Here is a 24341-nt window from a genome sequence, read left to right as displayed (position 1 = left end):
ACCCTGATGATATTGAAAACAAAAAAATCAATTCTGAAGTTCGATATGGCCATTCAGCCGAAAAATGACGGATACCGTCTGGTCGGCAACCGGTGAATCGGCCTGATAACGCCAGCGCGCCATGTCTTTGATAACGTCGCTGCTAAACATCCCGTCAGGGTTCTCCGACAACACCCGAATATTGGTGACCGTGCCGCTGGCCGTGACGTCGAACCGCAGTCGAACCTGGCCTTCCACCCCCATCGAGCGCGCGCGCACGGGGTAATTCACCCGTCGTTGCAACGCCTTCAGCGTGCCGGTCTGGCTATTGCCCGCGCCCTGATGCGCCTGCCCTTGCGTACTCTCGCCCGCCGGTGCGGCCTGGCCGCCTGCCGATGCGCTGGCGGGCGCTGACGCCGTTGCGCGATTTCCCGGCTCAGCCGGACTCGCCGCGTCTGCCACAGGCGTCGGCGTATCACGAGTTTCACTGCGTGGAGAGGCGGGTGTTTTTTTGACGTCCGCTTTTTCCTTCACCGGCACAGGATCTTTTGGCGGGCGTGAGGATTCGCGGGTTTTCTCCGTCGGTTTTGGCGGGCGTGTCGTCACAGCAGGATCGGAAGACGTAGCCGTCACCACGGCGCGCTCATTCACCGGCAGCGGCCGCATTACCGCTGGCGCCACAGCTACCGGCGTCACTCTGGTGGCCGTAACCGGCTCGTCGGCAGGCGATGTTGCGGTGCTTGCGGAAAGCAGCCGCACTGCGTGGGCGGAGAACGAGGTGACATGCATGCCCGTCACGCTTTCTCCGGCACGCCCGGCCTGCAACACCAGTTGCTCGTGAGGCGCATACCCCCACAACAAGGCCCAGACCACCGACAGATGTACCCCGACGGACAACAGAAGAGAATGTGTAGCTTTCAACGTAATACCATGTTTTATTTATAGAAATAAGTATCAAATTATGGACAGGACAACGACGGCGGCGCCCCTGATTCCCATCCCAAAACAAGCAGAAACATCCCTTTATAGATAATGAGAATTATTTTACAAATGATATCCATTATCAATGAATTTTTACAGCACGTCAGTACAAACCTGACCTTTTGGACAGGCAAAACACCACTAATGAGAAAATTGCGCGGAGGCGCGGACAGAAACAGAAAGAGAAAATGCAGCAGGCAGGCGGGATATCGGTCGGCGTCAGACGGAGATAAGGCGGCCTCTCCCCGTCATCGACTGACGGCGCGCAAACGCGGCCAGATGGGAACGGTCAATACTCCTGGTCTTCAATCAGGCGTTTACCCAGCGTGATGCTGTCGACCATGTCGTAATTCATCTTTTCATACATGCTGATGACGGCCGTGTTGCTCTGACGCACCATCAGGTGGATCTTCGGGCAACCGCGCGCGATCAGTTTTTTCTCCAGACGGCTGATCAGCGCATTGGCGATGCCGCGGCCGCGGTAATCCGGATGCACCCCCAGATAGTAGGCCGAACCGCGGTGACCGTCATATCCGCCCATCACTGAGCCGACCACCTCGCCGCCCACTTCTGCTACCAGAAACAGGTCGGGATCATGGTTGAGCTTGCGCTCAATATCCATTTCCGGGTCATTCCAGGGGCGCAGCAAATCACAGCGTTCCCAAAGGGTAATCACTTCTTCAAAGTCATCTTGCCTGAATACGCGGATTTCCATCGCTGCTCGCCATCTAGAGTCAATAGGTGATACTCGATTATCCCGTGATTCACCGCAGACGCAACATCTTCGTCATACACTTTTCAGCAATGGCATCGATTCACATCGACGGCATTTACCGGCGATGGGCGGCCTGCCGAATTTCGATATACTAAGGCTGCAATAAGTCCAACCGCCTTTCAACATCATCATAAGGGACACTATGAGCTCACCTGATATCGATGCGATCAAGCACTTTCTGCTCACGTTACAGGACAACCTGTGCCGGCAGTTGGAACTGACCGATGGCGCCGCCACCTTTATTGAAGACGCCTGGCAACATGCTTCCGGCGGCGGCGGACGCAGCCGCGTTCTGCGTCAGGGGCGGGTATTCGAGCAGGCCGGAGTGAATTTCTCTCACGTTTCCGGCGCATCGCTGCCGCCGTCGGCCAGCACCCACCGCCCGGAACTGGCTGGGCGCAGCTTTCAGGCGATGGGCGTTTCGCTGGTGATCCATCCGTTAAACCCGTACGTGCCGACCAGCCACGCCAACATACGTTTCTTCATCGCCGAAAAACCGGGCGAACCGGCGGTCTGGTGGTTTGGCGGCGGCTTTGATCTCACCCCGTACTATGGTTTCGAAGAAGACGCCGTCCACTGGCATCAGACCGCGTTCGACCTGTGCCAGCCGTTCGGCGACGACGTCTACCCGCGCTACAAACAATGGTGCGACGACTACTTCTTCCTCAAACACCGCAACGAAGCACGCGGCGTCGGCGGCCTGTTCTTCGACGACCTCAACACGCCGGATTTCGACACCAGCTTTGCATTCATGTGCGCGGTGGGCGAAGGCTTCCGGCACGCCTATTTGCCGATCGTCAATCGCCGCAAAGACATCCCGTGGGGCGAGCGGGAACGCCAGTTCCAGCTTTACCGCCGAGGACGCTACGTGGAATTCAACCTGGTGTGGGACCGAGGCACGCTGTTCGGCCTGCAAAGCGGCGGGCGCACCGAGTCGATCCTGATGTCGATGCCGCCGCTGGTGCGCTGGGAATACCAGTACCAACCGGAGCCGGACAGCCCGGAAGCGGCGCTGTACCGCGACTTTTTGCCCGCCCGTGACTGGCTCGGCCTGAATACGCCGTCGGGAGCACGCGGATGACCGCCATCTGGGTGGACGCCGACGCCTGTCCCAACGTCATTAAAGACGTGCTTTACCGGGCTGCCGATCGCACCGCAACCCGCCTGACGCTGGTCGCCAACCAGCCGCTCAGAACGCCGCCTTCGCCGCACATACACAGCCTGCGCGTCGCCGCCGGGTTCGATGTGGCGGATAACGAAATCGTGCGCCGCGTTCAGCCGGGCGATCTGGTGATCACCGCGGATATTCCGCTGGCGGCCGAAGTGCTGGCAAAACACGCGGTCGCGCTTAACCCACGCGGTGAACGCTACACCCCGGACACTATCCGCGAGCGGCTGACGATGCGGGATTTCATGGATACGCTGCGCGCCAGCGGGGTACAAACCGGCGGCCCGGCGGCATTAAGCCAACGCGATCGCCAGCAGTTCGCTAACGAATTGGAGAAGTGGCTGCGTCAGCAGGCGTAAAAAAACCGGCAGGTCACCCTGCCGGTTTAGTCTTTTCGTTACAGGCTACCTTGCCGGATTACAGCGGCGCGGTTTGTGCTTCCACCACCGCCAGCGCCACCATGTTGACGATACGGCGCACGGAGGCGATCGGCGTCAGGATGTGTACCGGCTTGGCAACGCCCATCAGTACCGGCCCGACGGTTACGCCTTCGGAAGACGAGACGCGCAGCAGGTTGTAGCTGATGCGGGCGGCTTCCATGTTCGGCATGATCAGGATGTTGGCCGCGCCTTTCAGCGGGCTGTTCGGCATCTGCTCACGACGAATGGCTTCCACCAACGCGGCGTCGCCGTGCATTTCGCCGTCAATTTGCAGCTCCGGCGCCATCTTGTTCACCAGTGCCAGCGTGGCGCGCATTTTCTTCGCCGTCGGCGAATCGGAGGTGCCGAAGCTGGAATGCGACAGCAACGCCACTTTCGGCTCAATGCCGAAACGGCGCACGGTGCTGGCCGCCATCAGGGTGATTTCCGCCAGCTGTTCCGGGGTCGGATCCGGGTTGACGTAGGTGTCGGCGATAAAGGTGTTGCCGCTCGGCAGCAGCAGCGCGTTCATCGCTCCCGCCACATGCACGCCGTCACGGTAGCCGAACACTTTCTCCACCACGTTGAAGTGCTCTTCATAGTTACCGACCGTACCGCAGATCATCGCATCCGCTTCGCCGCGGTGAACCATGATGGAGCCGATCAGCGTCGGGTTGCCGCGCATATCGCGCTGCGCCTGCTCCTGAGACACGCCGCGGCGTTTCATCATCTCGAAATATTCGGTCCAGTAGGCTTTGAAACGCGGGTCGGACTCGTTGTTCACCACCTCGAAGTCCTTGCCGATAGCGATCTGCAAGCCCAGTTTCTGGATGCGTTTTTCGATCACGCCCGGGCGACCGATCAACACCGGGAACGCCAGCCCCAGCGACACCAGTTCCTGTGTGGCGTGCAGCACGCGCGGGTCTTCCCCTTCCGCCAGTACCACGCGTTTCGGCTGGGTGCGGGCCTGAGAGAAGATAGGTTTCATGAACAGGTTGGTTTTGTAGACGAACTGCGTCAGTTTTTCGATGTAATCATCGAAGTTTTCAATCGGACGGGTCGCCACGCCGGATTCCATCGCCGCTTTCGCTACCGCCGGCGCGATCTTGATGATCAGACGGGGATCGAACGGTTTAGGAATCAGATATTCCGGCCCAAAGGACAGGTCCTGATCGCCATAGGCGGACGCCACTACTTCGCTCTGCTCCGCCAGCGCCAGATCGGCAATGGCGTGCACGCAGGCCAGCTTCATCTCTTCGTTGATGGTGGTCGCGCCCACATCCAGCGCGCCGCGGAAGATGAACGGGAAACACAGTACGTTGTTGACCTGATTCGGGTAGTCGGAACGACCGGTGCACACGATGGCGTCCGGGCGCACTTCTTTCACCAGCGGCGGCAGAATTTCCGGCTCCGGGTTAGCCAGCGCCATGATCAGCGGGCGCGGCGCCATGGTTTTCACCATGTCCTGCGTCAGCACGCCCGGACCGGAACAGCCGAGGAAAATGTCCGCGTTCGGGATAACATCGGACAGCGAACGACTGCCGTTATCGTCAATGGCGTACGCCGCTTTGGTTTCCGCCATGTTGGCTTCGCGGCCTTTGTAGATCACGCCGCGGGAATCGCACACCACGATGTTTTCATGTTTCAGACCCAGCGCCACCAGCAGGTTCAGGCAAGCGATGGATGCCGCGCCCGCGCCGGATACCACCAGCCGAACGTCGGAAATCTGTTTTTCCACCACGCGCAGGCCGTTAAGCACCGCCGCGGTACAGATAATGGCGGTACCGTGCTGGTCGTCGTGGAATACCGGAATCTTCATGCGCTCACGCAGCTTCTGCTCGATGTAGAAGCACTCCGGCGCCTTGATATCTTCCAGGTTGATGCCGCCGAAGGTGGGTTCCAGCGCGGCGATCACATCGATCAGCTTGTCCGGATCCTGTTCATCCACTTCGATATCAAACACATCGACGCCGGAAAACTTCTTGAACAGCACCCCTTTGCCTTCCATTACCGGCTTGCCGGCCAGCGCGCCGATGTTGCCCAGGCCCAGCACCGCGGTACCGTTGGAGATCACCGCCACCAGATTGCCGCGCGCGGTATATTTGTAAGCCGCCAGCGGATCTTCAGCGATTTCCAGACAAGGCGCAGCAACGCCCGGGGAATAGGCCAGCGCCAGGTCGCGCTGCGTGGCCAGCGGTTTGGTCGGGGAGACCTGGATTTTTCCCGGCACCGGATATTGATGGAAGTCCAGTGCGCTTTGCTTCAGTTGTTCATCCATAGTTTATTACCTTGTCTTATCGCTTTGTTAGTAGGGTGGCGAGTCACCCAGTGTACCGTGTCTGTGATTTTCGAAACCATGAAGCATTACAAAATCCACGCCGGAATACCGCTTAATATAGTTAATTAATGAGAGTGAAAATCACTCACCATAACGACTATTTCCCCGACCAAACATGACCAAATACCGATGATATCGCTGCCGGCGTTTCCCTCGTCACACGCAAGCCGATACGAATTGACTATGCTTAGAGCCTATCCCGATAGGCGTAATTGGCGCAGCCAGTTTGGATTCGGACAGCGCGCAGAACCCTCACGTACACGTAGTACGTGAGGGTTTCGAGCACTGCCCAGGTCCAAAATGGCAAGTAAAATAACCCTATTGGGATAGGCTCTTAGCCCGTGTTACGACATGGATAATCAACCTGCCGATGACTGCAATCAGAAAAAACGCATGTCATTCCGCCACAGAATCCTGCAGGGTGATTCCGCCAATTTTCTCTTCAGGGAGCCAAGCCATGAACCAACTAGACGCATTGAAACAATTCACCGTGGTAGTGGCAGATAGCGGCGATATCGAATCTATTCGCCACTTTTCACCGCAGGACGCCACCACCAATCCATCCTTGATTCTAAAAGCCGCCAGCCTGCCCGCTTACCAGCCGCTGTTTGCCGATGCGCTGGCTTACGCCCGCCAGCAGGGCGGATCCAGAGAAACGCGGCTCATCAACGCCAGCGACCGTCTGGCGGTCAACATCGGCGCCGAGGTGCTGAAAAGTATTCCCGGGCGGATCTCCACCGAAGTGGATGCCCGCTTGTCGTTTGATCGCGGTATGTGTGTAGCTAAAGCACGTAAACTGGTGGCGATGTACGAGGAAAAGGACGTACATCGTTCACGTATTCTGATCAAGCTGGCGGCCACCTGGGAAGGGATCCGCGCCGCCGAAGAGTTGGAAAAGGAAGGGATCAACTGCAACCTGACGCTGCTGTTTTCGTTTGCGCAGGCCCGCGCCTGTGCGGAAGCCGGCGTCTATCTGATTTCGCCGTTTGTCGGCCGCATTTACGACTGGTATCAGGCCAGACAACCCTCCGCCAACTACGATGCCGAACAGGATCCGGGCGTGCTGTCGGTGCGGCGTATTTACGAGTACTACAAACAGCATCGCTATCGCACCATCGTGATGGGCGCCAGCTTCCGCAAGGTGGAGCAGATTCTGGCGCTGGCCGGGTGCGATCGTCTGACCATTGCCCCGCCGTTACTGGAACAGCTAAAAAACAGCACCGCACCGGTGGAGCGCATTCTCAGCCCGTCAACCGAAGGCTTCCATCAGCCGGCGCCGCTGTCGGAAACCGAATTCCGTTGGCAGCATAATCAGGATCCGATGGCGGTGGAGAAACTGTCCGAAGGCATCCGCCTGTTTGCCGCCGACCAGCAGAAGCTGGAAGATTTGCTAGCCGCCCGGTTGTAAATAGGGTTCCGCCACAAACAACTAGGGGCCTGCCGGCCCCTTGTCATCTACAGTTTTCGTATGCCGTTAACGCACGTTGGCGAACCAACCTTTAATCTGCGCGTGCTGCAGCAGCATGATGGTTTTACCATCACGAATACGACCGTCCTTGATCATCGCCAGCGCTTCGCTAAACGGCAATTCCAACACTTCGATATCCTCATCATCCACACCGCCGCCGTTCGTTTTACGCTGTGAATCGTCATATTCCGCGGCAAAGAAATGCACCAGCTCGGTGATGCCGCCCGGCGACATGTAGGCTTCAAACAACTTTTCCACTTCACCGATCTGGTAACCGGTTTCTTCGATCGCCTCATTTCGGATGCACTGCTCCGGCGACTGATCGTCCAGCAAACCGGCGCACGCTTCCAGCAGCATCCCGCTTTCATTGCCATTCAGGTAAGTCGGCATCCTGAACTGTCTCGTCAACACCACCGTCCCCCGGGCACGGTTGTAAAGCAGGATGGCGGCGCCGTTGCCGCGGTCATACACTTCCCGCATCTGGCGCACTATGCCGCCATTCTTACGTTTCAAATCGAACACATATTTATGCAGCACAAACCAGTGATCGGATAACAGTTGCTTATCAAGAATAGTAATGGGCGACGACATCATTGAATCTCTGTATCAAAAAATCAGTCCCAGATAATAGGACGGAGCTTGCCGGAATGCACGTGATCGTAAGATGAAAGCAGAAAAGTCGGAACCGAAAAGACAAACGCCCCCGCCCATAACCGGCGGAGGCGTCGCAAAGAACAGGCGGGCGCGTTAACCCAGCAGCGTATCCAGCAGCAGATACAGGTTGAGCGCAATCACCATACAGACGATCACCTTGCCAAGGTTCTGTACCCGGCGACTGTTCACCAGGCACCCCATCAGTTCGCGGTTGCCGGTAAAAACCAGCAGCGGAATCAACGCCAGCGCAATACCGAAACTCAACAGCACCTGGCTTAACACCAGCACCCGGGTCGGGTTCATACCGGACAGAATCACGATAAAAGACGGCAGCATGGTCACCACGCGGCGAACCCACAGCGGAATATGAAAGCGCACAAACCCTTGCATCACCACCTGGCCGGCCAGCGTCCCCACCACGGTGGACGACAGCCCCGCCACCACCAGACTCAGGCCGAAAATAGTCGCCGCCGCCTGCCCCAGTAAGGGTTTCAGCGTCAGATACGCCTGATCCAGTTCGGCAATCGAGGTGTTGCCGCTGAAGTGAAACGCCGCCGCCGCCGTCGCCATCATCGCCAGATTCACAAACCCGGCGATGGTCATCGCCACCGCGACATCCACCTTGGTGGCGGAATAACGTTCGGCGCGGGTTATGTTGCTTTGTTGCTGTGTCAGCGATGAATGCAGGTAAATTACGTGCGGCATAATGGTCGCGCCCAGTACGCCGGCTGCCAGCAGCACCGCGTCGGAATTGGGCAGGCTCGGTATCGCCATGCCTTTCGCCAGCGACGACAGTTCCGGGCGAGAGAAAATCAACTCGACGATATAGGCCGCCGCCACAAACAGCAGCAACCCGCCGATCACCATCTCCAGCGGCTTTTGCCCACGTTGCTGCAGCGTCAGGATCAGAAAAGTGGCAATGCCGGTGAGGATCGCACCTTCCAGCAGCGACACGCCAAGCAATAACTTAAAACCGATCGCCGCGCCGATGAATTCCGCCAGGTCGGTCGCCATAGCGATGATTTCGGCTTGCACCCAGTAAGCCCAGACAGCAGGTTTCGGGAAACGATCGCGAATATGCTCCGCCAGATTCTTGCCGGTGGCGATCCCCAGTTTGGCGGAGAGCAATTGAATCAACATCGCCATCAGGTTGGCCCACACCACCACCCACAACAGCTGATATCCATAGGCGGCGCCCGACTGAATATTGGTGGCGAAATTACCGGGATCGATATAACCGATCGCCGCGATAAAAGCCGGCCCCATCAGTGAAAGCTTGAGCTTCCGCGACGTACGGCTGACTGACTCCACTACACGACTCCCCGGCATATGAGTAACCCTTCTAACACTATTGTTTTATTACTCTCGCAAAGTTGATAATGATTATCAAGTGCATTTAGAATGGCAGTGATGATTGCTCTGATAGGTTATGATAATGATGCATTCACCCGACAAACGACACACGTTTTAATACGTAAAGATTAACAAAATATAAACAAAAAAACGATCGGTACAGCATCACGCGACTAAACGGTTTCCATGCGATAACGACAGAAAAAACGGTGTAAGCAACCGGGAAATGCTGTCGTGAAGCCAGCAAGAGAAAACGAAGGGGAATAAAAGGAGGGAAAGAGCAACAAGGCCACATTCACAATCCGGGAAGAAGATTCACAATCCGGGAAGAAGCCTGCTGGCCGCTCCCCGGAGAAAGCCGGAAACGATTATTCCTTGGCTTTGGACACCGCGACCATCGCCGGGCGCAGCAAACGACCGTTCAGGGTATAGCCCTTCTGCATCACCATCATGACATGGTTCGGCGCGTGATCGGCTGATTCCAGCAGGGTCATGGCCTGATGAATTTCCGGATTAAACGGCACGTTCACTTCCGCCACCACGTCGATGCCGAACTTATTCACGGCGGAAAGCATCGCTTTCAGCGTCAGTTCGACCCCTTCAATCATGCCCGACAGCGCTTCATTGGATTTGTCCGCCATCTCCAGCGCACGTTCAAGGTTGTCGATCACCGGCAGCATTTCGCCCGCAAATTTTTCCAGAGCGAATTTATGCGCTTTTTCCACATCCAGCTCGGCACGGCGGCGGATGTTCTCCATTTCGGCGCGGGCGCGCAACGCGCTTTCACGCTCACGCTGCTGGGCATCATTCAGTTGCGCTTCCAGTTCTGCGATACGCTCATCACGCGGGTCAGCGACATCTGTCGTCTCTGGTACGGCATCCGCTTGCTGACCTTCCGCTGCTCCTTTTTGATCCAAGACTTGCTCGTCAGGCGACTTCTGTTCTTTACTACTCATGAAATTCTCCGCGTTTTTCGCATTCATCTCGCTAGTTCGCTTATTATGGGGATCAAAACCGGGGTTTCAAGGGAACCACTCACATATTATTGGTCCGGCTATCGGTCCAAAAACCGTGAGCCTCCGGTGCTCTCATGAGGATAATGCACCCAAATGAACAGATCGTTTAACTGCATTGGCATTGTCGGTCATCCACGTCATCCAAATGCCTTGACCACCCACGAAATGCTGTATCACTGGCTACGCGCACAGGGTTACCGCGTGGTGATCGAACAACAGATCGCCCGCGAGTTGCAGCTAACGGACGCCGCCACCGGCAGCCTGTCGGAAATCGGTCAGCAGGCGGACCTGGCGGTGGTGGTCGGCGGCGACGGCAACATGCTGGGCGCGGCGCGGGTGCTGTCGCGCTACGATATCAACGTCATTGGCGTCAACCGCGGCAATCTCGGCTTCCTGACCGATCTCGATCCGGATCATACCCAGCAACAGCTAAGCGAAGTGCTGGCCGGGCGCTACATCCGCGAACAGCGTTTTATGCTGGAGGCGCAGGTGTGCCGCGCCAACCACCCCAACAGCAGCAGCACCGCCATCAACGAGGTGGTTCTGCACCCGGGTAAAGTGGCGCACATGATTGAATTTGAAGTGTATATTGACGACAAGTTCGCGTTTTCCCAGCGCTCCGACGGTCTGATCATCTCTACGCCTACCGGCTCCACCGCCTATTCGCTATCCGGCGGCGGCCCGATTCTAACTCCGTCGCTGGATGCGATCGCGCTGGTGCCGATGTTCCCGCACACCTTGTCGGCGCGGCCGCTGGTGATCAACAGCAGCAGCTCTATCCGGCTGAAGTTTTCCCACATCACCCAGGATCTGGAAATCAGTTGCGACAGCCAGATCTCGCTGCCGGTGCAGGAAGGCGAAGAAGTGCTAATCCAACGCAGCCAGTATCACCTGAACCTGATTCACCCTGAAAATTACAGTTATTTCAATACATTGAGTAGCAAGCTTGGCTGGTCGAAAAAATTATTCTGAAAGTGGCGCTGGCTACTTTACTGTACAAAAAACCAGTCTATACTGTACGTAATAACAGTTGTTGTTACATACAGGACACTATCATGCTGGCGCAACTCACAATCAGTAACTTCGCCATTGTGCGCGAACTGGAAATTGACTTTCAGGCAGGGATGAGCGTCATTACCGGCGAAACCGGGGCGGGGAAATCCATTGCTATTGACGCCCTCGGCCTCTGTCTCGGCAACCGTTCCGACGCCAGCATGGTTCGACCCGGCGCCAGCCGCGCCGACATCTGCGCCCGCTTCTCGCTGGCGGATACCCCGGCCGCGCTGCGCTGGCTTGAACACAACCAGCTTGATGACAACAACGAATGCCTGCTGCGCCGGGTCATCAGCGCCGACGGCCGCTCCCGCGCCTTCATCAACGGTACGGCGGTGCCGCTGTCGCAACTGCGCGAACTGGGTCAGCATCTGATTCAGCTTCATGGGCAGCACGCCCACCAGTTGCTGCTAAAACCGGAACATCAGCGCCATCTGCTGGATGCCTACGCCGATGAATCACAACTGCTCAGCGCCATGCGCCAGATCTGGCAGCAGTGGCATCAAAGCTGCCGCGAGCTGGCGCAGCACCAGCAAGCAACCATCGAGCGGGAAGCACGCCGGGAATTGCTGCAATATCAGCTCAAAGAGCTGAACGAGTTTGCTCCCCAATCAGGCGAGTACGAACAGATCGATGTCGAATACAAGCGGCTCGCCAACAGCGGACAACTGATGTCCCTCAGCCAGCAGACGTTGCAGATCCTCAGCGAAAGCGAAGACCAGAACCTGCTGAGCATGCTGCATAGCGCCAGGCACCAATTGTCGGAGCTGGTGAGCATGGATGACAAACTCTCCGGGGTATTTTCCATGCTGGAAGAAGCCAGTATTCACATCAGCGAAGCCAGCGATGAACTGCGCCATTACTGCGATCGTATGGATATGGACCCGATTCGTCTGTACGAACTGGAACAACGCCTGTCGCGCCAACTGACGCTGGCGCGAAAGCATCACGTAACGCCGGAAGAGTTACCCGCATTCCATCAGCAGTTATTGCAGGAACAACAATTGCTGGAACAACAGGAAAGCGATCACGAAACCCTGAATCGCGCGGTGCAAGAGTTCCACCAGCAAGCCCTGCATGTGGCCGAACAACTTCACGCCCGACGCTGCCAGCACGCCAGCGAACTGGCGGAATTGATCACCACCAATATGCATGAGCTGGCGATGCCGCACGGTCATTTCACGATTGATGTGACCTTCACCCCGGACTCACTGACCGCCAACGGCGCCGACCACATCGAGTTCTGCGTCACCACCAACCCCGGCCAGCCGCATCAGCCGCTGATCAAAGTGGCTTCTGGCGGTGAGCTGTCGCGTATCGCACTCATCATCCAGGTCATTACCGCCCGTAAGATGGATACCCCGGCGCTGATTTTCGACGAAGTGGATGTCGGTATCAGCGGCCCGACCGCGGCGATTGTCGGCAAGATGCTGCGCCAGCTTGGGCAATCCACTCAGGTAATGTGCGTCACCCATCTGCCGCAGGTAGCGGGATGCGGCCATCACCACTACTTCGTCAGCAAACACACTGACGGCGCGGCGACCGAAACGCTGATGCAGCCACTGGGTAAACGCGAACGTCTGCAGGAACTGGCGCGCCTGCTCGGCGGTTCCGCCGTCACCAAAAACACGCTGGCGAACGCCAGAGAATTGCTGGCGGCATAGTGAGGATCAACTTTTTCGAATTCCCGCGGTCTTACAGACGTCTTGCAGGTTTTCAAGTCAGGCAAGGTCTATTATCATCTGCAACCTATGCCCTTAAGGAATGTAATCACTATGCGCTGTAAAACGCTGACTGTCGTCGCCGCGGTGGTTGTTGTTATGTTGACTGCCGGTTGTTCCACGTTGGAACGTATAGTCTATCGGCCTGACATCAATCAGGGGAACTATCTGGCACCCGCTGACGTTGCCAAAATCCGTAACGGAATGACCAAACAGCAGGTCATCTACACGTTGGGCACCCCCATGCTGCAGGATCCGTTTGGATCAGACACCTGGTACTACGTCTTCCGTCAGCAACCGGGGCACGAAGCCGTGAAACAGCAAACGCTGACTCTGACCTTCAACAGTCAGGGCGAGCTGGCTAATGTGGACAACAAGCCCACGTTGCAGACGCAGTAAGTGAACAGCCCGGCGAGGCTAACACTCGCTGACTGGCCCCAAAAAATAAGGCACGTTACCGTGCCTTATTTTTTGAACGTTCCGCGCGCTGACGACGCAACTCTTTAGGGTCTGCCAGCAACGGGCGATAAATTTCCACCCGATCGCCATCGCTGAGAACATCGGTCAGTTTCGCCGGGCGGCTAAAAATGCCGATTTTATTGACGCCAAGGTCGATATCCGGGCGTAGGGCCAGCAGGCCGGATGCTTGAATAGCCTGCTCCGCCGTGCTCCCTTCTTCCAGCGTCAACGGTCGTAAGTACTGACGCTCCGGCAACGCGTAGACCACTTCCACGTGAATCTCAGGCACAATAGACCTCTTTGGCGCGCTGGGTGAACGCCTGCACCATATTGTTGGCCAATTCTTTGAAAATCTTGCCGAATGCCATTTCAATCAACACATTCTTGAATTCAAAATCCAGATTCAGCTCGACCTTACAGGCATCATCGCTCAGCGGCGTAAAACGCCAGTCGCCGGTCAACTGACGGAACGGACCGTCCACCAGTTGCATTAAAATACATTGGTTATCAATAAGCGTATTGCGGGTGGTAAACGTCTTGCTGATGCCGGCTTTAGACACATCAACCGCCGCCGTCATTTCACTCCCGGAGGAAGACAGTACCCGGCTACCAGTGCATCCAGGCAGAAAGGCCGGGTAAGACGAGACATCATTCACTAATTTATACATCTGCTCGGCACTGAACGGGACCAGCGCAGACCGGCTGATTTTAGGCATACAATTTTCCGTGATTCATAAAACGCGCAAAATAATACCATCGATGAGCGGTCAGACAAAAATTCTGCGAGGGGCATCGCACCCGTTCACAAAGAACGGTATGAATCCCGGCGAGGGATTTCATTCACGACGACAACCAGTATAATGACGGCACTATGACAAAGAAAAAAGCACATAAACCCGGTTCTGCCACCATTGCGCTCAACAAGCGCGCCCGCCATGAATACTTCATAGAAGAAGAGATTGAAGCGGGATTGGCACTTCAGGGGTGGGAAGTCAAATCACTGCGCGCAGGCAAAGCCAATATCAGCGACAGCTATGTGTTGATGCGTGATGGCGAAGCTTACCTTTTCGGCGCCACATTCACTCCGTTGCACGGCGCCTCCAGCCACGTGGTCTGCGATCCGACGCGTACCCGCAAACTGCTGCTGAACCAGCGCGAGCTGGACTCGTTGTACGGTCGTGTCAACCGCGAAGGCTATACGGTAGTGGCGCTGTCGCTGTACTGGAAAAATGCCTGGTGCAAGGTCAAGATTGGCGTAGCTAAGGGTAAGAAAGAACACGACAAACGTGACGATATCAAAGAGCGCGAATGGAAGTTGGACAAAGCGCGCATCATGAAAAATGCCGCCCGCTAACGGTAGATTAGCGAGTCATCTTTCTGTTATAATAGTGAAATATCTTGGGGCTGATTCTGGATTCGACGGGATTCGCGAAACCCAAGGTGCATGCCGAGGGGCGGTTGGCCTCGTAAAAAGCCGCAAAAAAATAGTCGCAAACGACGAAACTTACGCACCTGCTGCTATCGCAGCTTAATCAGCCTAAGAAACTGAAGGTGTCCTCTCTCCCTAGCCTCCGCTCTTAGGACGGGGATCAAGAGAGGTCAAACCCAAAAGAGATCGCGTGGATGCCCTGCCTGGGGTTGAAGCGTTAAATCCAATCAGGCTAGTTTGTTAGTGGCGTGTCTGTCCGCAGCTGGCAAGCGAATGTAAAGACCAGACTAAGCATGTAGTACCGACGGTGTAGGAATTTCGGACGCGGGTTCAACTCCCGCCAGCTCCACCAAAATTCTCCATCGGTGATTACCAGAGTCATCCGATGAAGTCCTAAGAGCCCGCACGGCGCAAGCCCTGCGGGCTTTTTTGTGCCCTCAATTTGTCCCGCGAAGTCTGAAGCCAACTAATTAAATCCGAATGATAAGTATCCCACCAAGCCGAACCATTCACTTTTAGAGATCTTCCGACATACTGATTATGTCCCGTTGAGGAGATCGCTATGCGCAAAGCCCGATTTACCGAGCACCAGATCATCGCCGTTTTGAAGTCCGTTGAAGCCGGACGTACCGTCAAAGACGTCTGCCGCGAAGCGGGAATATCCGAGGCTTCGTACTACATCTATGGACTACCTCCGTTTTGCAAGCACTGATTCTGGTTTTGGGTTGTTGCTTACATCTATCCGGCATCAGGAAAACCTGTGCCCAAATGGGTAATCCGCACACGATCGCCTCAACAACTGGACGGCCTCTGAGGCCAGTATAAAAATCAGGTTCCGATTGTGCAGGTGCAACCTGTCACCATTTCTCAGTACACTGCAACTTTTCTGGCTGGGAATTAACTTCCGGCTGCCTGATATTCTGTATCATTTCTCAGCATCGACCAGATTATTCTCGCGTTCTTGTTAGCTACCGCCACGGTCGTTTTATTAAACCCTCGCCGTTCCCTCAACTGATTAACCCACTGATGCAGACAGCTATCATTCTTATTCGTGGCAACCCTGACGACAGCGCGGGCACCATGAATAAAAAGAGTCCGCAGATGCTTGTCGCCTTTTTTCGTCATATTCATGAGAACTTGCCTGTCACCACTTGAGTGTTGCCGGGGAACCAGACCAAGCCACGCGGCGAAGTGACGACCATTTTTAAATTCAGTTCCTTTGCCAATAGCGGCAACAACAGCCGTTGCCGTTTTAGGACCAATACCTTTAACTTTGGCAATGCGCTGGCAGGCTTCAGATTGCCTGAACACAGCCTCTATTTCTTTATCAAAAAAGTTTATGCGACGACCAAGATCGTTAAAGAGATCATAGAGTTCTGCAATCGTCCTGCGCATTCTGGTACTGAGACCATTTTCTGCATCTTCAAGGATCAGCGGAACTGCATGACGAACTCTTGAGACCGCTGCACCGATTGTTATTCCCCGGTCAAGCAGCAGTCCTCTGATTTGACAGACGGTTGCAGTACGATGATTGACAATACGTTGTCTTGCACGGTGCAGAGCCTGAATATCCTGCTGTTCGGGACTTTTAGGCGGAACAAACTGCATCGTGGGTTGCATAAGGGCCACAGCTATCGCCTGTGCATCATTACCGTCATTTTTTTGCCCGCGAACAAAAGGTTTTACATACTGTGGGCTGATGACTTTTACTTTATGTCCCAGTTTTTCAAACTCGCGTTGCCAGTAAAATGCCCCTGTTGACGCTTCGATACCAATCAGACAGGCAGGAATATTTGCCACCGTCTGGAGTAATTCTTTTCGGCCGGTACGTTTTGTATAAACCGGTTTGCCAGCCTGGTTTAATCCGCAAAGCTGGAAAACATTTTTAGCCAGATCAATACCCAGAAATACGATATTCATGGTGACTCTCCTGTTGAGCATATTTCGTACAGTTAACCGCAGGGGGAGGAGGTAGTCCATCCCATTAACTGGAAAGCGAAGTTTGGCGGAATGGAAGCCTCTGATATCAAAAAGATGAAAGATCTGGAGGACGAAAACCGGCGACTGAAACAGATGTTTGCCGATCTCAGTCTGGAGTGCCGGGCACTCAAAGATGTTATTGAAAAAAAGCTTTAAAACCAGCGATAAAGCGTGAGCTCGTCAGTTATCTGACCGCGCAGTTTACGATGAGCATCCGCCAGGCATGCAGGACGTTATCGTTGAGCAGGACGGTCTATTTTTATCAGCCTGACACCCGGCGTGATGAGCCGGTCATTCAGGCACTGACCGACATGGCGGAACGCTATCCGCGATACGGCTTCAAGAAGTTGTTCCAGAAGCTACGCAGGCAGGGGCATGCATGGAATCACAAACGCGTTCATCGTATTTATTGCTTACTGAAACTGAATTTTCGTCGTAAAGGAAAGCAACGTTTGCCCGTGCGTGATCCAGCACCATTGGCGACGCCGGAACACCTGAATCAGAGCTGGTCAGTGGATTTTATGCATGATGCGCTGGTATGCGGCAGACGTTTTCGTACGTTTAACGTGGTGGATGATTTTAATCGTGAAGTGCTGGCGATAGAAATTGACCTGAATATACCGGCACAACGCGTTGTTCGGGTGTTGGACAGGATAGTGGCAAACCGAAGGTATCTGCTAAAGATGCGGATGGATAACGGCCCGGAGCTGGTTTCGCTGACGTTGGCACAATGGGCGGAAGAGCATGGTGTAGCACTGGAATTTATTAAACCGGGCAAGCCGACACAGAATGCCTTTATCGAACGCTTTAACCGAACGTACCGAACAGAAATACTGGATTTTTACCTGTTCAGAACACTGAATGAGGTCAGGGAAATCACGGAACGTTGGCTGCATGAATATAACCGTGAACGTCCCCATGAATCCCTGAATAACCTGACGCCGGAAGAATACCGACTGATGGTGGAAAACGCGGAAATATCAAAAAGTGTGTGGAACTAAAACCGGCGTACTTACAAGTTCACTCCGATCCTGTCATTCATAAAAACTTAGATTTATTCAACAAAGCCATTGTATACATATATAATAAACCGCCCCATGATAAGCCAGTGGCAACACCTAAACCTGCGCCCCATAGACATTGAAATGAAAAGTTTAGTAGTAACATTGAGTCCGTTTCCATAAGGTAGGTCATGGTAAATTTAAAAACAAAAGATAAAAGAATTAAAACAAGAACAAAAGGACTTCCAGTACGAGTGACTAGACCAGAGGATGCATCATATTCAACAGGTGATCCCCACAATAATGACGTTCTAATAATACAGGATAGGATTGATGTAATCATATATGTAAATATGGTAGGGTAAAAATGAAACCCATTTAGATGGTAAATGCCTGCAGATAAAAACAACACAGGTATGATGAAAAGCCTGTTCAGGGGGATTTTCCTGGGTTGTAGTGCAGAGATACCTCTTTTTAGTAAAAAAACAAAAAGAATCCACACCCATAAAGGTGTATTTGAAAATATAGTAGCAGTCATGTTTGCTCCCTCTCTTGTGCTGAACGGCATGTCTTGTGTGCAGATTACAATGACTCACCCACCGAGCTTAAACCACGCCATATTAACGACAGTAGGCAGACATATGGCAGACATCTAAGTGACAATCATCTGACAGACGTTCTGGAGCGTATATGGGAAGGAGCGAATTTGTTGAATAAATAAGATATTAGGTGATGAAGTAAATAAAATCAGCCAAAAAATTTTGAGAATGTAATTTAAATTGTGTAATTGCCTATTTCTGATATGTTCATTCCAATAATGGAGACTGGCAAACGATGGACGAAAAGAAACTCAAGGCTCTTGCGGCTGAACTGGCTAAAGGCCTTAAAACCGAAGCTGATCTCAACCAGTTTTCCCGCATACTGATGAAGTTAACTGCCAAAGCGTCACTCAATGCTGAGCTGACCGACCATCTCGGACATGAGAAAAATTCGCCTAAAACCGGCACCAACACCCGTAATGGTTACTCGTCAAAAACATTGCTTTGCGATAACGGCGAGATAGAACTGAACACACCACGTGACCGCGAAAATACCTTTGAGCCGCAACTGATAAAGAAAACTCAGACACGCATCACACAGATGGACAACCAGATTTTATCCCTCTATGCCAAAAGCATGACCACGCGGGAAATCGTCGCTACCTTCAAAGAGATGCGCGATGCGGATGTGTCGCCCACGCTGATATCTAAAGTCACCGATGCGGTTAAAATACAGGTAACAGAATTGATTGATCTATTCCCTTTGCTCAGTACCGGCTGACGGCGGACAACCCGGAACTCCCAAAAAGCGGGTGCATTCACAGAGGAAGCCCAGAAAAACATCGTAGATACTTATTTATATCCATATAACTGGTAAAAATAAAATAATCCGGGAAGCCACCCCGTTCTTCCAGTTTTATTTTAATCCCATTTTGTTGCCTTCTTTGTGCTCTGAAAACAGAGAAAATAAATCCATAACAAATACTGGCGCCACTTTATTGATAGTATTTCATGACTCCCACCTGAGTCTCGCCTCGCTGTTTTTATCACATTGATACATTTTCGCATTTACTATGTGGATTAAGTAATGTATATCAACAAGCCTGTTAGAGTAACAATCAGACCAGGATACAGAAATGTTTTCAAAGCATTATGAGGTTGAGGATAGCCATATCGATTTCCAGGGCGTAGTCGACGGTCTCTATTACCCATTTTATATGGAGTGGACGCGCCATGCGTTCATGAAAGAATCGCTAGGCGTTGATATTGAAGAGGAGTTCAAGCAGGGCAAAGTCTATATGGTACTTGAGTATTCTCTGCGCTTCCGTAAAAGCCTGCAAAAAGGCGATCGGTTAGAGGTTACCTGTCAGTTGGAAAAAAACGAAAAGCGCAATCGCGTCAATTTTGTTCAGCAAATTAAGGTTGATGGCGTAACGTACGCAGAAGCCACCTTTGTCGCTACTTGCCTGGTCAACGGCCGTCCCTCCATGCCAGAAGCCGTGACGAATGCGCTAGCGGACTAAGCTATAGATGTTATCAAGGGCAAAATACCCGCCCTTGATAACAAAATTTCCCTTAACACAGCCGCGAACGCGCCTATAACATTGCATAATCGCGCGACACCTACTTTTACTGCTCAGGTGGCAATGGTACCAACACCCTGCCGGCCGAAAACAAAGGCTGTCCAGAGACGTTGCTCTCACATCTCTTTAACCAGATCACCGCACAAAACAAGCTCACGCCCAATGGCCTCAGCAGCGAACGACAGCGTGTCATTATCGCCAACGGTACAAAAATCCTTTCGCGGTAGCGACATTCGATGATTCATCATTTTTACATCCTGAAAACAAAATAATAACCATTTGTTATTATTTCACGTATAACTTAACATCAATTTTCCGGATGTGGGCTAAAGATGATGCAGTGTCTGGCGTTTTTCCTGTCTTCACTATTTATATGCCGTACGGTCTTTGTCGGTTCAGCGTCGGCTGCGCCGCTCGATTCCCGGCCGCCTTTGCTTAGTGAACGCATGCTTTTAATGACGGAAAAGGCGCCGTTTTTCTTTCCGGGCCGGTACACATCTCTACCAGAGTTACTGGCCAGCCCCAGCTGCGGTAGAGGTTGTTTTGCAACGCCTGCTAAGGCGCCTTCCGGAAATGCGACCGGTGATGCCCGAACTCAGACGGAATTAACAGGGCAAACCAGCGCGGTGTCGGCTCATTTCCTATCGCTGGTGATGATATGAATACCGAATATTTATATTCAATTTTATACGGTTAAAAGAGGTGTTATTGCCATGTTCAGAAAATTTTCGCTCCTGAAAATCATTGTCATTCTTACTATTTCACCATTTGCATTTGCCAAACAGGACATAATTCGTATTGGCGTCGATTTGACTTATCCCCCCTTTCAAAGCAGGGATAAAAATGGCAATCCATCAGGGTTTGATATCGAGATAACCGATGCCATCTGTAAATCATTAAACGCAAAATGTGACTATATCGTAAACACGTTCGATGCCCAGATTTCGGCTCTTCTCGCCAAAAAAATCGACGTTATTTCGCCACTGGGTGTGACAAAAAAGAGAAAGGAAGCTATCGATTTCAGCAACTATGTTTTTCATATACCAACCAGATTTGTCGCAAGGAAAGAGGCTAATCTTCTTCCACAGGTCGACATGCTGCGAGGGAAAAATATAGCGGTACAACAGGGAACCATTCAGGAAGCATACGCCAACAAACACTGGCAACCTGCTGGGGTTAACGTTAAAAGCTACCCAGATCAGGAAGCAATTTACGAAGATTTATATGCCGGGAGGGTTGAAGGTGCGCTGTGTCCATCGGTTGCTCTGACATTCGGATTTTTACAAACTCCGGAAGGTCAGGATTTTGAGTTAAAAGGCCCGGAAATAACCGATGCTGATTTGTTCAGTATTGGCTCAGCATACGGTATACGCCAGGGCGATACGGAAATAAAGCAGCTATTCAATCAGGGGTTGCAAAACATAATGAGCAACGGTGAATTTTCCCGCATCAAGAAACAGTATTTTGGCGATATCGATTTAAGCGTAAAAGAATAGCGCCAGGCGTAGTTAACTGATGACTTGGTAAATACCGCGCTATTCCTTTCCGGCTTAATCATTTCCCACTCCCGGCCCACTCCGAGGCCGGGAAACAGCTAGCCACGTAGCCCCAAAGCCGAACTGTTCTGGCACACTACGTTTCGACGTTATTGAAATAATTTTTATGAAAAAAACCACACCGTCAGGATGTGGTTTTCTGTTAATGCAGGTAACAAACAGAGATGTTATTTCAGATTAGCTTTGAAAAATGAAGCCAATTTTGCAAATGGGATTAAATTGACACGATCATACAAATCGACATGTCCAGCCCCTGGAACAATGTACAACTCTTTTGGCTGGCCGGCACGTTTAAACGCATCTTCGCTGAATTCACGGGAATGCGCATTGTCACCGGTAATAAACAACATCGGACGCGGCGAGATCGTTTCAATATCATTGAACGGATAAAAGTTCATGAATTTCACATTGCTTGTCAGCGTAGGATGGGTGGTCAATTCTGGTGATGAGCCTTTGGGTGTAAACTCACCGCGAGGCGTACGGTAGAAATCAAAGAACTCTTTCTCGATAGGAGTTGAGTTTGCATCAATCTTATGTACCGTACCGCTGGTATATTTAGTCGGGCCACCGGTAAATTCGACATAACGTTGCTCTGCTGCCTCGGCAATGATTTTTTTGCGCTGCTCAAGCGTTAACGAATGGTGGAGCGCGTTACGGTTGGCAGACCCCATGTCATACATACTTACGGTTGCAATAGCCTTCATACGCGGATCGATTTTAGCAGCGCTGATAGCAAAGCTGCCGCTTCCGCAAATACCGAGAACGCCGATCCTGTTTTTATCAATAAACGGACGGGTGCCGAGGTAGTCTACGGCAGCGCTAAAACTTTCAGCGTACATATCCGGAGAAACGGCGTTACGCGGCTGTCCCTCGCTTTCCCCCCAGAAGGCCAAATCGATAGCCAGCGTGACAAACCCCTGCTCAGCCAATTTCTGTGCATACAGATTAGAGCTTTGCTCTTTTACCGCTCCCATAGGATGACCAACGATAATCGCCGGATTCTTGGTATTCTGCTTCATGTCTTTCGGGGTAAAAAGATTCCCCGTGACATTCATTTGATATTGGTTTTTAAAAGTCACCTTCTGCATCGTGGCTTTATCACTCTGATAAAAGTTATCAGCACCATTCGACATATCCGCACCTATTGCAGAGAACGAGCTAATAATAAGCCCTAATAACATAGTAAATACTCTCATTACATTTTCCTCATTTAGAGAAACAACTAAATATGAAAAGACCTGCTCTTCAGAAGCCCTTTCAGTCAAAAAATCAGGATGGCGTTATCAATGACAAGCTGATATTTCACATCATCTTTAGGTATTCGTTGATATAGCGATTCATTTCATCGCACCGAATAAATGCAATCGCTTAATGGCGGCAATAGGTCAGCGCCGGTCCGCACGCGAGGTCAGGTACGCCAGAACGGCGGCCAACAGCAGCAAGAGTGCGCTCAGGGTGAACGTGCTACGGTAGCCGCTCATATCAAACAACCCGCCGCCAATAGTCGACCCCAATGCGATGGCAAACTGAATGATGGCTACCATCAATCCGCCACCCGCTTCCGCGTTTTTCGGCAGCACTCTGGTCACCCAGGACCACCACCCCACCGGCGCAGCGGTGGCCACCATCCCCCACATGCAGAGCAATGCCGCCACAATAAAGAGCCGATCGCCAAACGCAATCAGCGCCACGGCAATCGCCGCCATTAACAAAGGAATAATGATTAACGTTTGGTAAAAGCCCGCCTTCAGGAAGGCGCTAATCAGTACGGTCCCGAAAAAACCGGAAATACCTATCGCCAGCAAAATGAGTGACAGACTGGAGACATCAACGAGAGTCACCGTTTCAAGGTACGGGCGCAGATAGGTGAACAGAGCAAACTGCCCCATGAAAAAGACGCCGCACCCCGCCATCCCCAACGCAACCAACGGATGTTTAAGCAACGCAAAGACATTGCCGGAACCTTTTTCTCGCCCGCCGGCGGGCATCGCAGGAAGACTGATCCATTGCCAGACCAAGGCAAGCAGCGCGACCGGCACCAGGCAAAAGAAAGCGCCACGCCAGCCGATCATCGCCCCCAGATAGCTGCCTAGCGGCGCGGCTACGATGGTCGCCAGCGCGTTGCCGCCATTAAATATGGCCAGTGCTTGCGGCACGCGATGAGGCGGCACAAGCCGTATCGCCGTCGCGGCAGACATTGACCAGAATCCGCCGATAGCCACCCCGATGAGCGACCGGCCGAGCAAATAGGTCGCGTAGTCCGACGCCAGCGCGATAACGGCGCCTGAAAGCAGCATCAGGCCAGTCATACCCAGCAACAGCGCCTTGCGGTTCATTCCCCCCGCGAGTGACGAAATAGACAGACTTGTCAGCACTGCCAGCGCGCCGGATATGGCAATGCCCTGCCCGGCCAGCCCTTCGCTGACCCGAAGATCAGTTGCCATCGGCGTCAGCAGGCTAACCGGCATAAATTCAGACGCCACCAGTGCGAAAACGCACAGCGTCATCGCCAGTACGCCGCTCCAGTAAGCCGGTTGCTGCCCGGTATTGTGGCGGGAAAGGGCATTCCCCACCGGGATGTCATGTACTTTCGTTGTCATAAAACGAGTTATCTCAATAGATTCCAGACGCGGAATGTCTCAGCAGATGCAATACACGCGGCGCGTTTTCACATCCGTCGCAGCGTTATTCGTTTTCTAAAACCCGATTCGCAGGCAAAGCGAACCCTGCACCGGGAAATCCAGACCGGTGATACATAACGTATTGATGTTGATAAAGCGGACGGGTTCAGCCCCGGTAATGATGACGGTTATTCCCTGACGCGTTCGCTCCTGACGGGATACGCCCGGATTTCAGCCTCAATGCGCAG

22 protein-coding genes, 1 other RNA gene and 3 pseudogenes are annotated in these 24341 nt (G+C 53.0%); 13 read left to right on the top strand and 13 right to left on the bottom strand.

Features of this window, described 5'->3' with window-relative positions; translation table 11 throughout:
• Positions 1-27 precede the first annotated feature (27 nt).
• Both CVE23_RS04475 and CVE23_RS04470 read right to left on the bottom strand, forming a co-directional pair.
• Positions 28-900, bottom strand: a complete 873-nt coding sequence (locus CVE23_RS04475; protein WP_100848983.1) for a TonB family protein — start codon at positions 898-900, stop codon at positions 28-30.
• 349 nt (positions 901-1249) lie between these two features.
• Complete coding sequence (locus CVE23_RS04470) at positions 1250-1675, bottom strand: GNAT family acetyltransferase (RefSeq protein WP_038661883.1); 426 nt, start codon at positions 1673-1675, stop codon at positions 1250-1252.
• A gap of 202 nt (positions 1676-1877) precedes the next feature.
• Between CVE23_RS04470 and hemF the strand changes: the two genes are divergently transcribed.
• On the top strand, positions 1878-2816 hold the full coding sequence (gene hemF / locus CVE23_RS04465) for an oxygen-dependent coproporphyrinogen oxidase (protein WP_100848982.1): 939 nt from the start codon (positions 1878-1880) through the stop codon (positions 2814-2816).
• Positions 2813-3262, top strand: coding sequence for a YaiI/YqxD family protein (locus tag CVE23_RS04460; RefSeq protein ID WP_038661889.1), 450 nt, complete (start codon positions 2813-2815; stop codon positions 3260-3262). The genes hemF and CVE23_RS04460 overlap by 4 nt, the downstream gene beginning before the upstream one ends.
• 58 nt (positions 3263-3320) lie before the next feature.
• Here CVE23_RS04460 and maeB read toward each other — a convergent pair whose 3' ends face one another.
• Positions 3321-5600 carry an NADP-dependent oxaloacetate-decarboxylating malate dehydrogenase gene (gene maeB / locus CVE23_RS04455; protein ID WP_100848981.1) on the bottom strand — a complete coding sequence of 760 codons (2280 nt, stop codon included), beginning with the start codon at positions 5598-5600 and terminating at the stop codon, positions 3321-3323.
• Between the two features lie 517 nt (positions 5601-6117).
• On the opposite strand from maeB, the gene tal reads away from it, so the two are divergent.
• Positions 6118-7068 (top strand): transaldolase, encoded by a 951-nt coding sequence (tal, locus tag CVE23_RS04450; RefSeq protein WP_100848980.1) that lies wholly within the window; start codon positions 6118-6120, stop codon positions 7066-7068.
• A gap of 66 nt (positions 7069-7134) precedes the next feature.
• On the opposite strand, the gene nudK is transcribed toward tal, so the two are convergent.
• From nudK to grpE, 3 genes are all read right to left on the bottom strand, one after another.
• Positions 7135-7719, bottom strand: a complete 585-nt coding sequence (gene nudK / locus CVE23_RS04445) for a GDP-mannose pyrophosphatase NudK (RefSeq protein ID WP_038917946.1) — start codon at positions 7717-7719, stop codon at positions 7135-7137.
• Between the two features lie 156 nt (positions 7720-7875).
• Positions 7876-9111 (bottom strand): Nramp family divalent metal transporter, encoded by a 1236-nt coding sequence (locus tag CVE23_RS04440; protein WP_049842636.1) that lies wholly within the window; start codon positions 9109-9111, stop codon positions 7876-7878.
• 392 nt (positions 9112-9503) lie between these two features.
• Complete coding sequence (gene grpE / locus CVE23_RS04435; RefSeq protein WP_038920803.1) at positions 9504-10091, bottom strand: nucleotide exchange factor GrpE; 588 nt, start codon at positions 10089-10091, stop codon at positions 9504-9506.
• A 153-nt stretch (positions 10092-10244) separates the two neighbouring features.
• On the opposite strand from grpE, the gene nadK reads away from it, so the two are divergent.
• The 3 genes from nadK (at position 10245) to bamE (ending at position 13324) form a co-directional block, all read left to right on the top strand.
• Complete coding sequence (nadK, locus tag CVE23_RS04425) at positions 10245-11123, top strand: NAD(+) kinase (RefSeq protein ID WP_038917944.1); 879 nt, start codon at positions 10245-10247, stop codon at positions 11121-11123.
• 83 nt (positions 11124-11206) lie between these two features.
• Positions 11207-12868 carry a DNA repair protein RecN gene (recN, locus tag CVE23_RS04420; protein ID WP_049853617.1) on the top strand — a complete coding sequence of 554 codons (1662 nt, stop codon included), beginning with the start codon at positions 11207-11209 and terminating at the stop codon, positions 12866-12868.
• A gap of 111 nt (positions 12869-12979) precedes the next feature.
• Positions 12980-13324: an outer membrane protein assembly factor BamE gene (gene bamE, locus CVE23_RS04415; RefSeq protein WP_038917942.1), complete on the top strand. Its 345-nt coding sequence runs from the start codon at positions 12980-12982 to the stop codon at positions 13322-13324.
• Positions 13325-13379: 55 nt separating this feature from the next.
• Here the strand turns inward: bamE and CVE23_RS04410 are convergent, their stop codons facing one another.
• Entirely contained in the window at positions 13380-13673 is a 294-nt protein-coding gene (locus CVE23_RS04410; RefSeq protein WP_038917941.1) for an RnfH family protein, read from the bottom strand.
• Positions 13666-14100: a type II toxin-antitoxin system RatA family toxin gene (locus CVE23_RS04405; protein WP_038661915.1), complete on the bottom strand. Its 435-nt coding sequence runs from the start codon at positions 14098-14100 to the stop codon at positions 13666-13668. Before CVE23_RS04405 ends, CVE23_RS04410 begins: the two co-directional genes overlap by 8 nt.
• Positions 14101-14255: 155 nt before the next feature.
• On the opposite strand from CVE23_RS04405, the gene smpB reads away from it, so the two are divergent.
• The 3 genes and pseudogenes from smpB to CVE23_RS04390 all read left to right on the top strand — a co-directional run.
• Complete coding sequence (gene smpB / locus CVE23_RS04400) at positions 14256-14738, top strand: SsrA-binding protein SmpB (protein WP_016942314.1); 483 nt, start codon at positions 14256-14258, stop codon at positions 14736-14738.
• 46 nt (positions 14739-14784) lie between these two features.
• Positions 14785-15165: a transfer-messenger RNA gene (gene ssrA, locus CVE23_RS04395) on the top strand.
• A 210-nt stretch (positions 15166-15375) separates the two neighbouring features.
• Positions 15376-15492: pseudogene (locus CVE23_RS04390) on the top strand (transposase); the annotation flags it as partial.
• 218 nt (positions 15493-15710) lie between these two features.
• Here CVE23_RS04390 and CVE23_RS04385 read toward each other — a convergent pair.
• Positions 15711-16733 (bottom strand): IS110 family RNA-guided transposase, encoded by a 1023-nt coding sequence (locus CVE23_RS04385; protein ID WP_100848778.1) that lies wholly within the window; start codon positions 16731-16733, stop codon positions 15711-15713.
• Between the two features lie 66 nt (positions 16734-16799).
• On the opposite strand from CVE23_RS04385, the pseudogene CVE23_RS04380 reads away from it, so the two are divergent.
• A pseudogene (locus CVE23_RS04380) lies at positions 16800-17794 on the top strand (IS3 family transposase); the annotation flags it as partial.
• A gap of 37 nt (positions 17795-17831) precedes the next feature.
• Here the strand turns inward: CVE23_RS04380 and CVE23_RS22655 are convergent.
• Positions 17832-18332 (bottom strand): DUF6622 family protein, encoded by a 501-nt coding sequence (locus tag CVE23_RS22655; protein ID WP_145958407.1) that lies wholly within the window; start codon positions 18330-18332, stop codon positions 17832-17834.
• Positions 18333-18628: 296 nt separating this feature from the next.
• Between CVE23_RS22655 and CVE23_RS04375 the strand changes: the two are divergent.
• Together CVE23_RS04375 and CVE23_RS04370 are read left to right on the top strand one after the other, a co-directional pair.
• Positions 18629-19078: pseudogene (locus CVE23_RS04375) on the top strand (transposase); the annotation flags it as partial.
• 391 nt (positions 19079-19469) lie between these two features.
• A complete protein-coding gene (locus tag CVE23_RS04370) occupies positions 19470-19856 on the top strand; it encodes an acyl-CoA thioesterase (RefSeq protein WP_049853606.1) in 387 nt (128 codons plus the stop codon).
• 176 nt (positions 19857-20032) lie between these two features.
• On the opposite strand, the gene CVE23_RS23155 is transcribed toward CVE23_RS04370, so the two are convergent.
• Positions 20033-20164: a hypothetical protein gene (locus CVE23_RS23155; RefSeq protein WP_259503318.1), complete on the bottom strand. Its 132-nt coding sequence runs from the start codon at positions 20162-20164 to the stop codon at positions 20033-20035.
• A 465-nt stretch (positions 20165-20629) separates the two neighbouring features.
• Here CVE23_RS23155 and CVE23_RS04365 point away from each other — a divergent pair, with 465 nt between their 5' ends.
• Complete coding sequence (locus CVE23_RS04365) at positions 20630-21412, top strand: transporter substrate-binding domain-containing protein (RefSeq protein ID WP_100848978.1); 783 nt, start codon at positions 20630-20632, stop codon at positions 21410-21412.
• 227 nt (positions 21413-21639) lie between these two features.
• On the opposite strand, the gene CVE23_RS04360 is transcribed toward CVE23_RS04365, so the two are convergent.
• Both CVE23_RS04360 and CVE23_RS04355 read right to left on the bottom strand, forming a co-directional pair.
• Positions 21640-22668 carry an alpha/beta hydrolase gene (locus tag CVE23_RS04360; RefSeq protein ID WP_100848977.1) on the bottom strand — a complete coding sequence of 343 codons (1029 nt, stop codon included), beginning with the start codon at positions 22666-22668 and terminating at the stop codon, positions 21640-21642.
• Between the two features lie 189 nt (positions 22669-22857).
• Positions 22858-24072 (bottom strand): MFS transporter, encoded by a 1215-nt coding sequence (locus CVE23_RS04355; RefSeq protein ID WP_100848976.1) that lies wholly within the window; start codon positions 24070-24072, stop codon positions 22858-22860.
• Positions 24073-24341 lie beyond the last annotated feature (269 nt).

The sequence above is a fragment of the Dickeya fangzhongdai genome (genome assembly GCF_002812485.1).
In the GTDB taxonomy this organism is placed as follows: Bacteria; Pseudomonadota; Gammaproteobacteria; order Enterobacterales; family Enterobacteriaceae; genus Dickeya; species Dickeya fangzhongdai.
The sequence above is the reverse complement of the archived record's forward strand: the minus strand, read 5'-3'. Positions and strand labels throughout refer to the sequence as shown.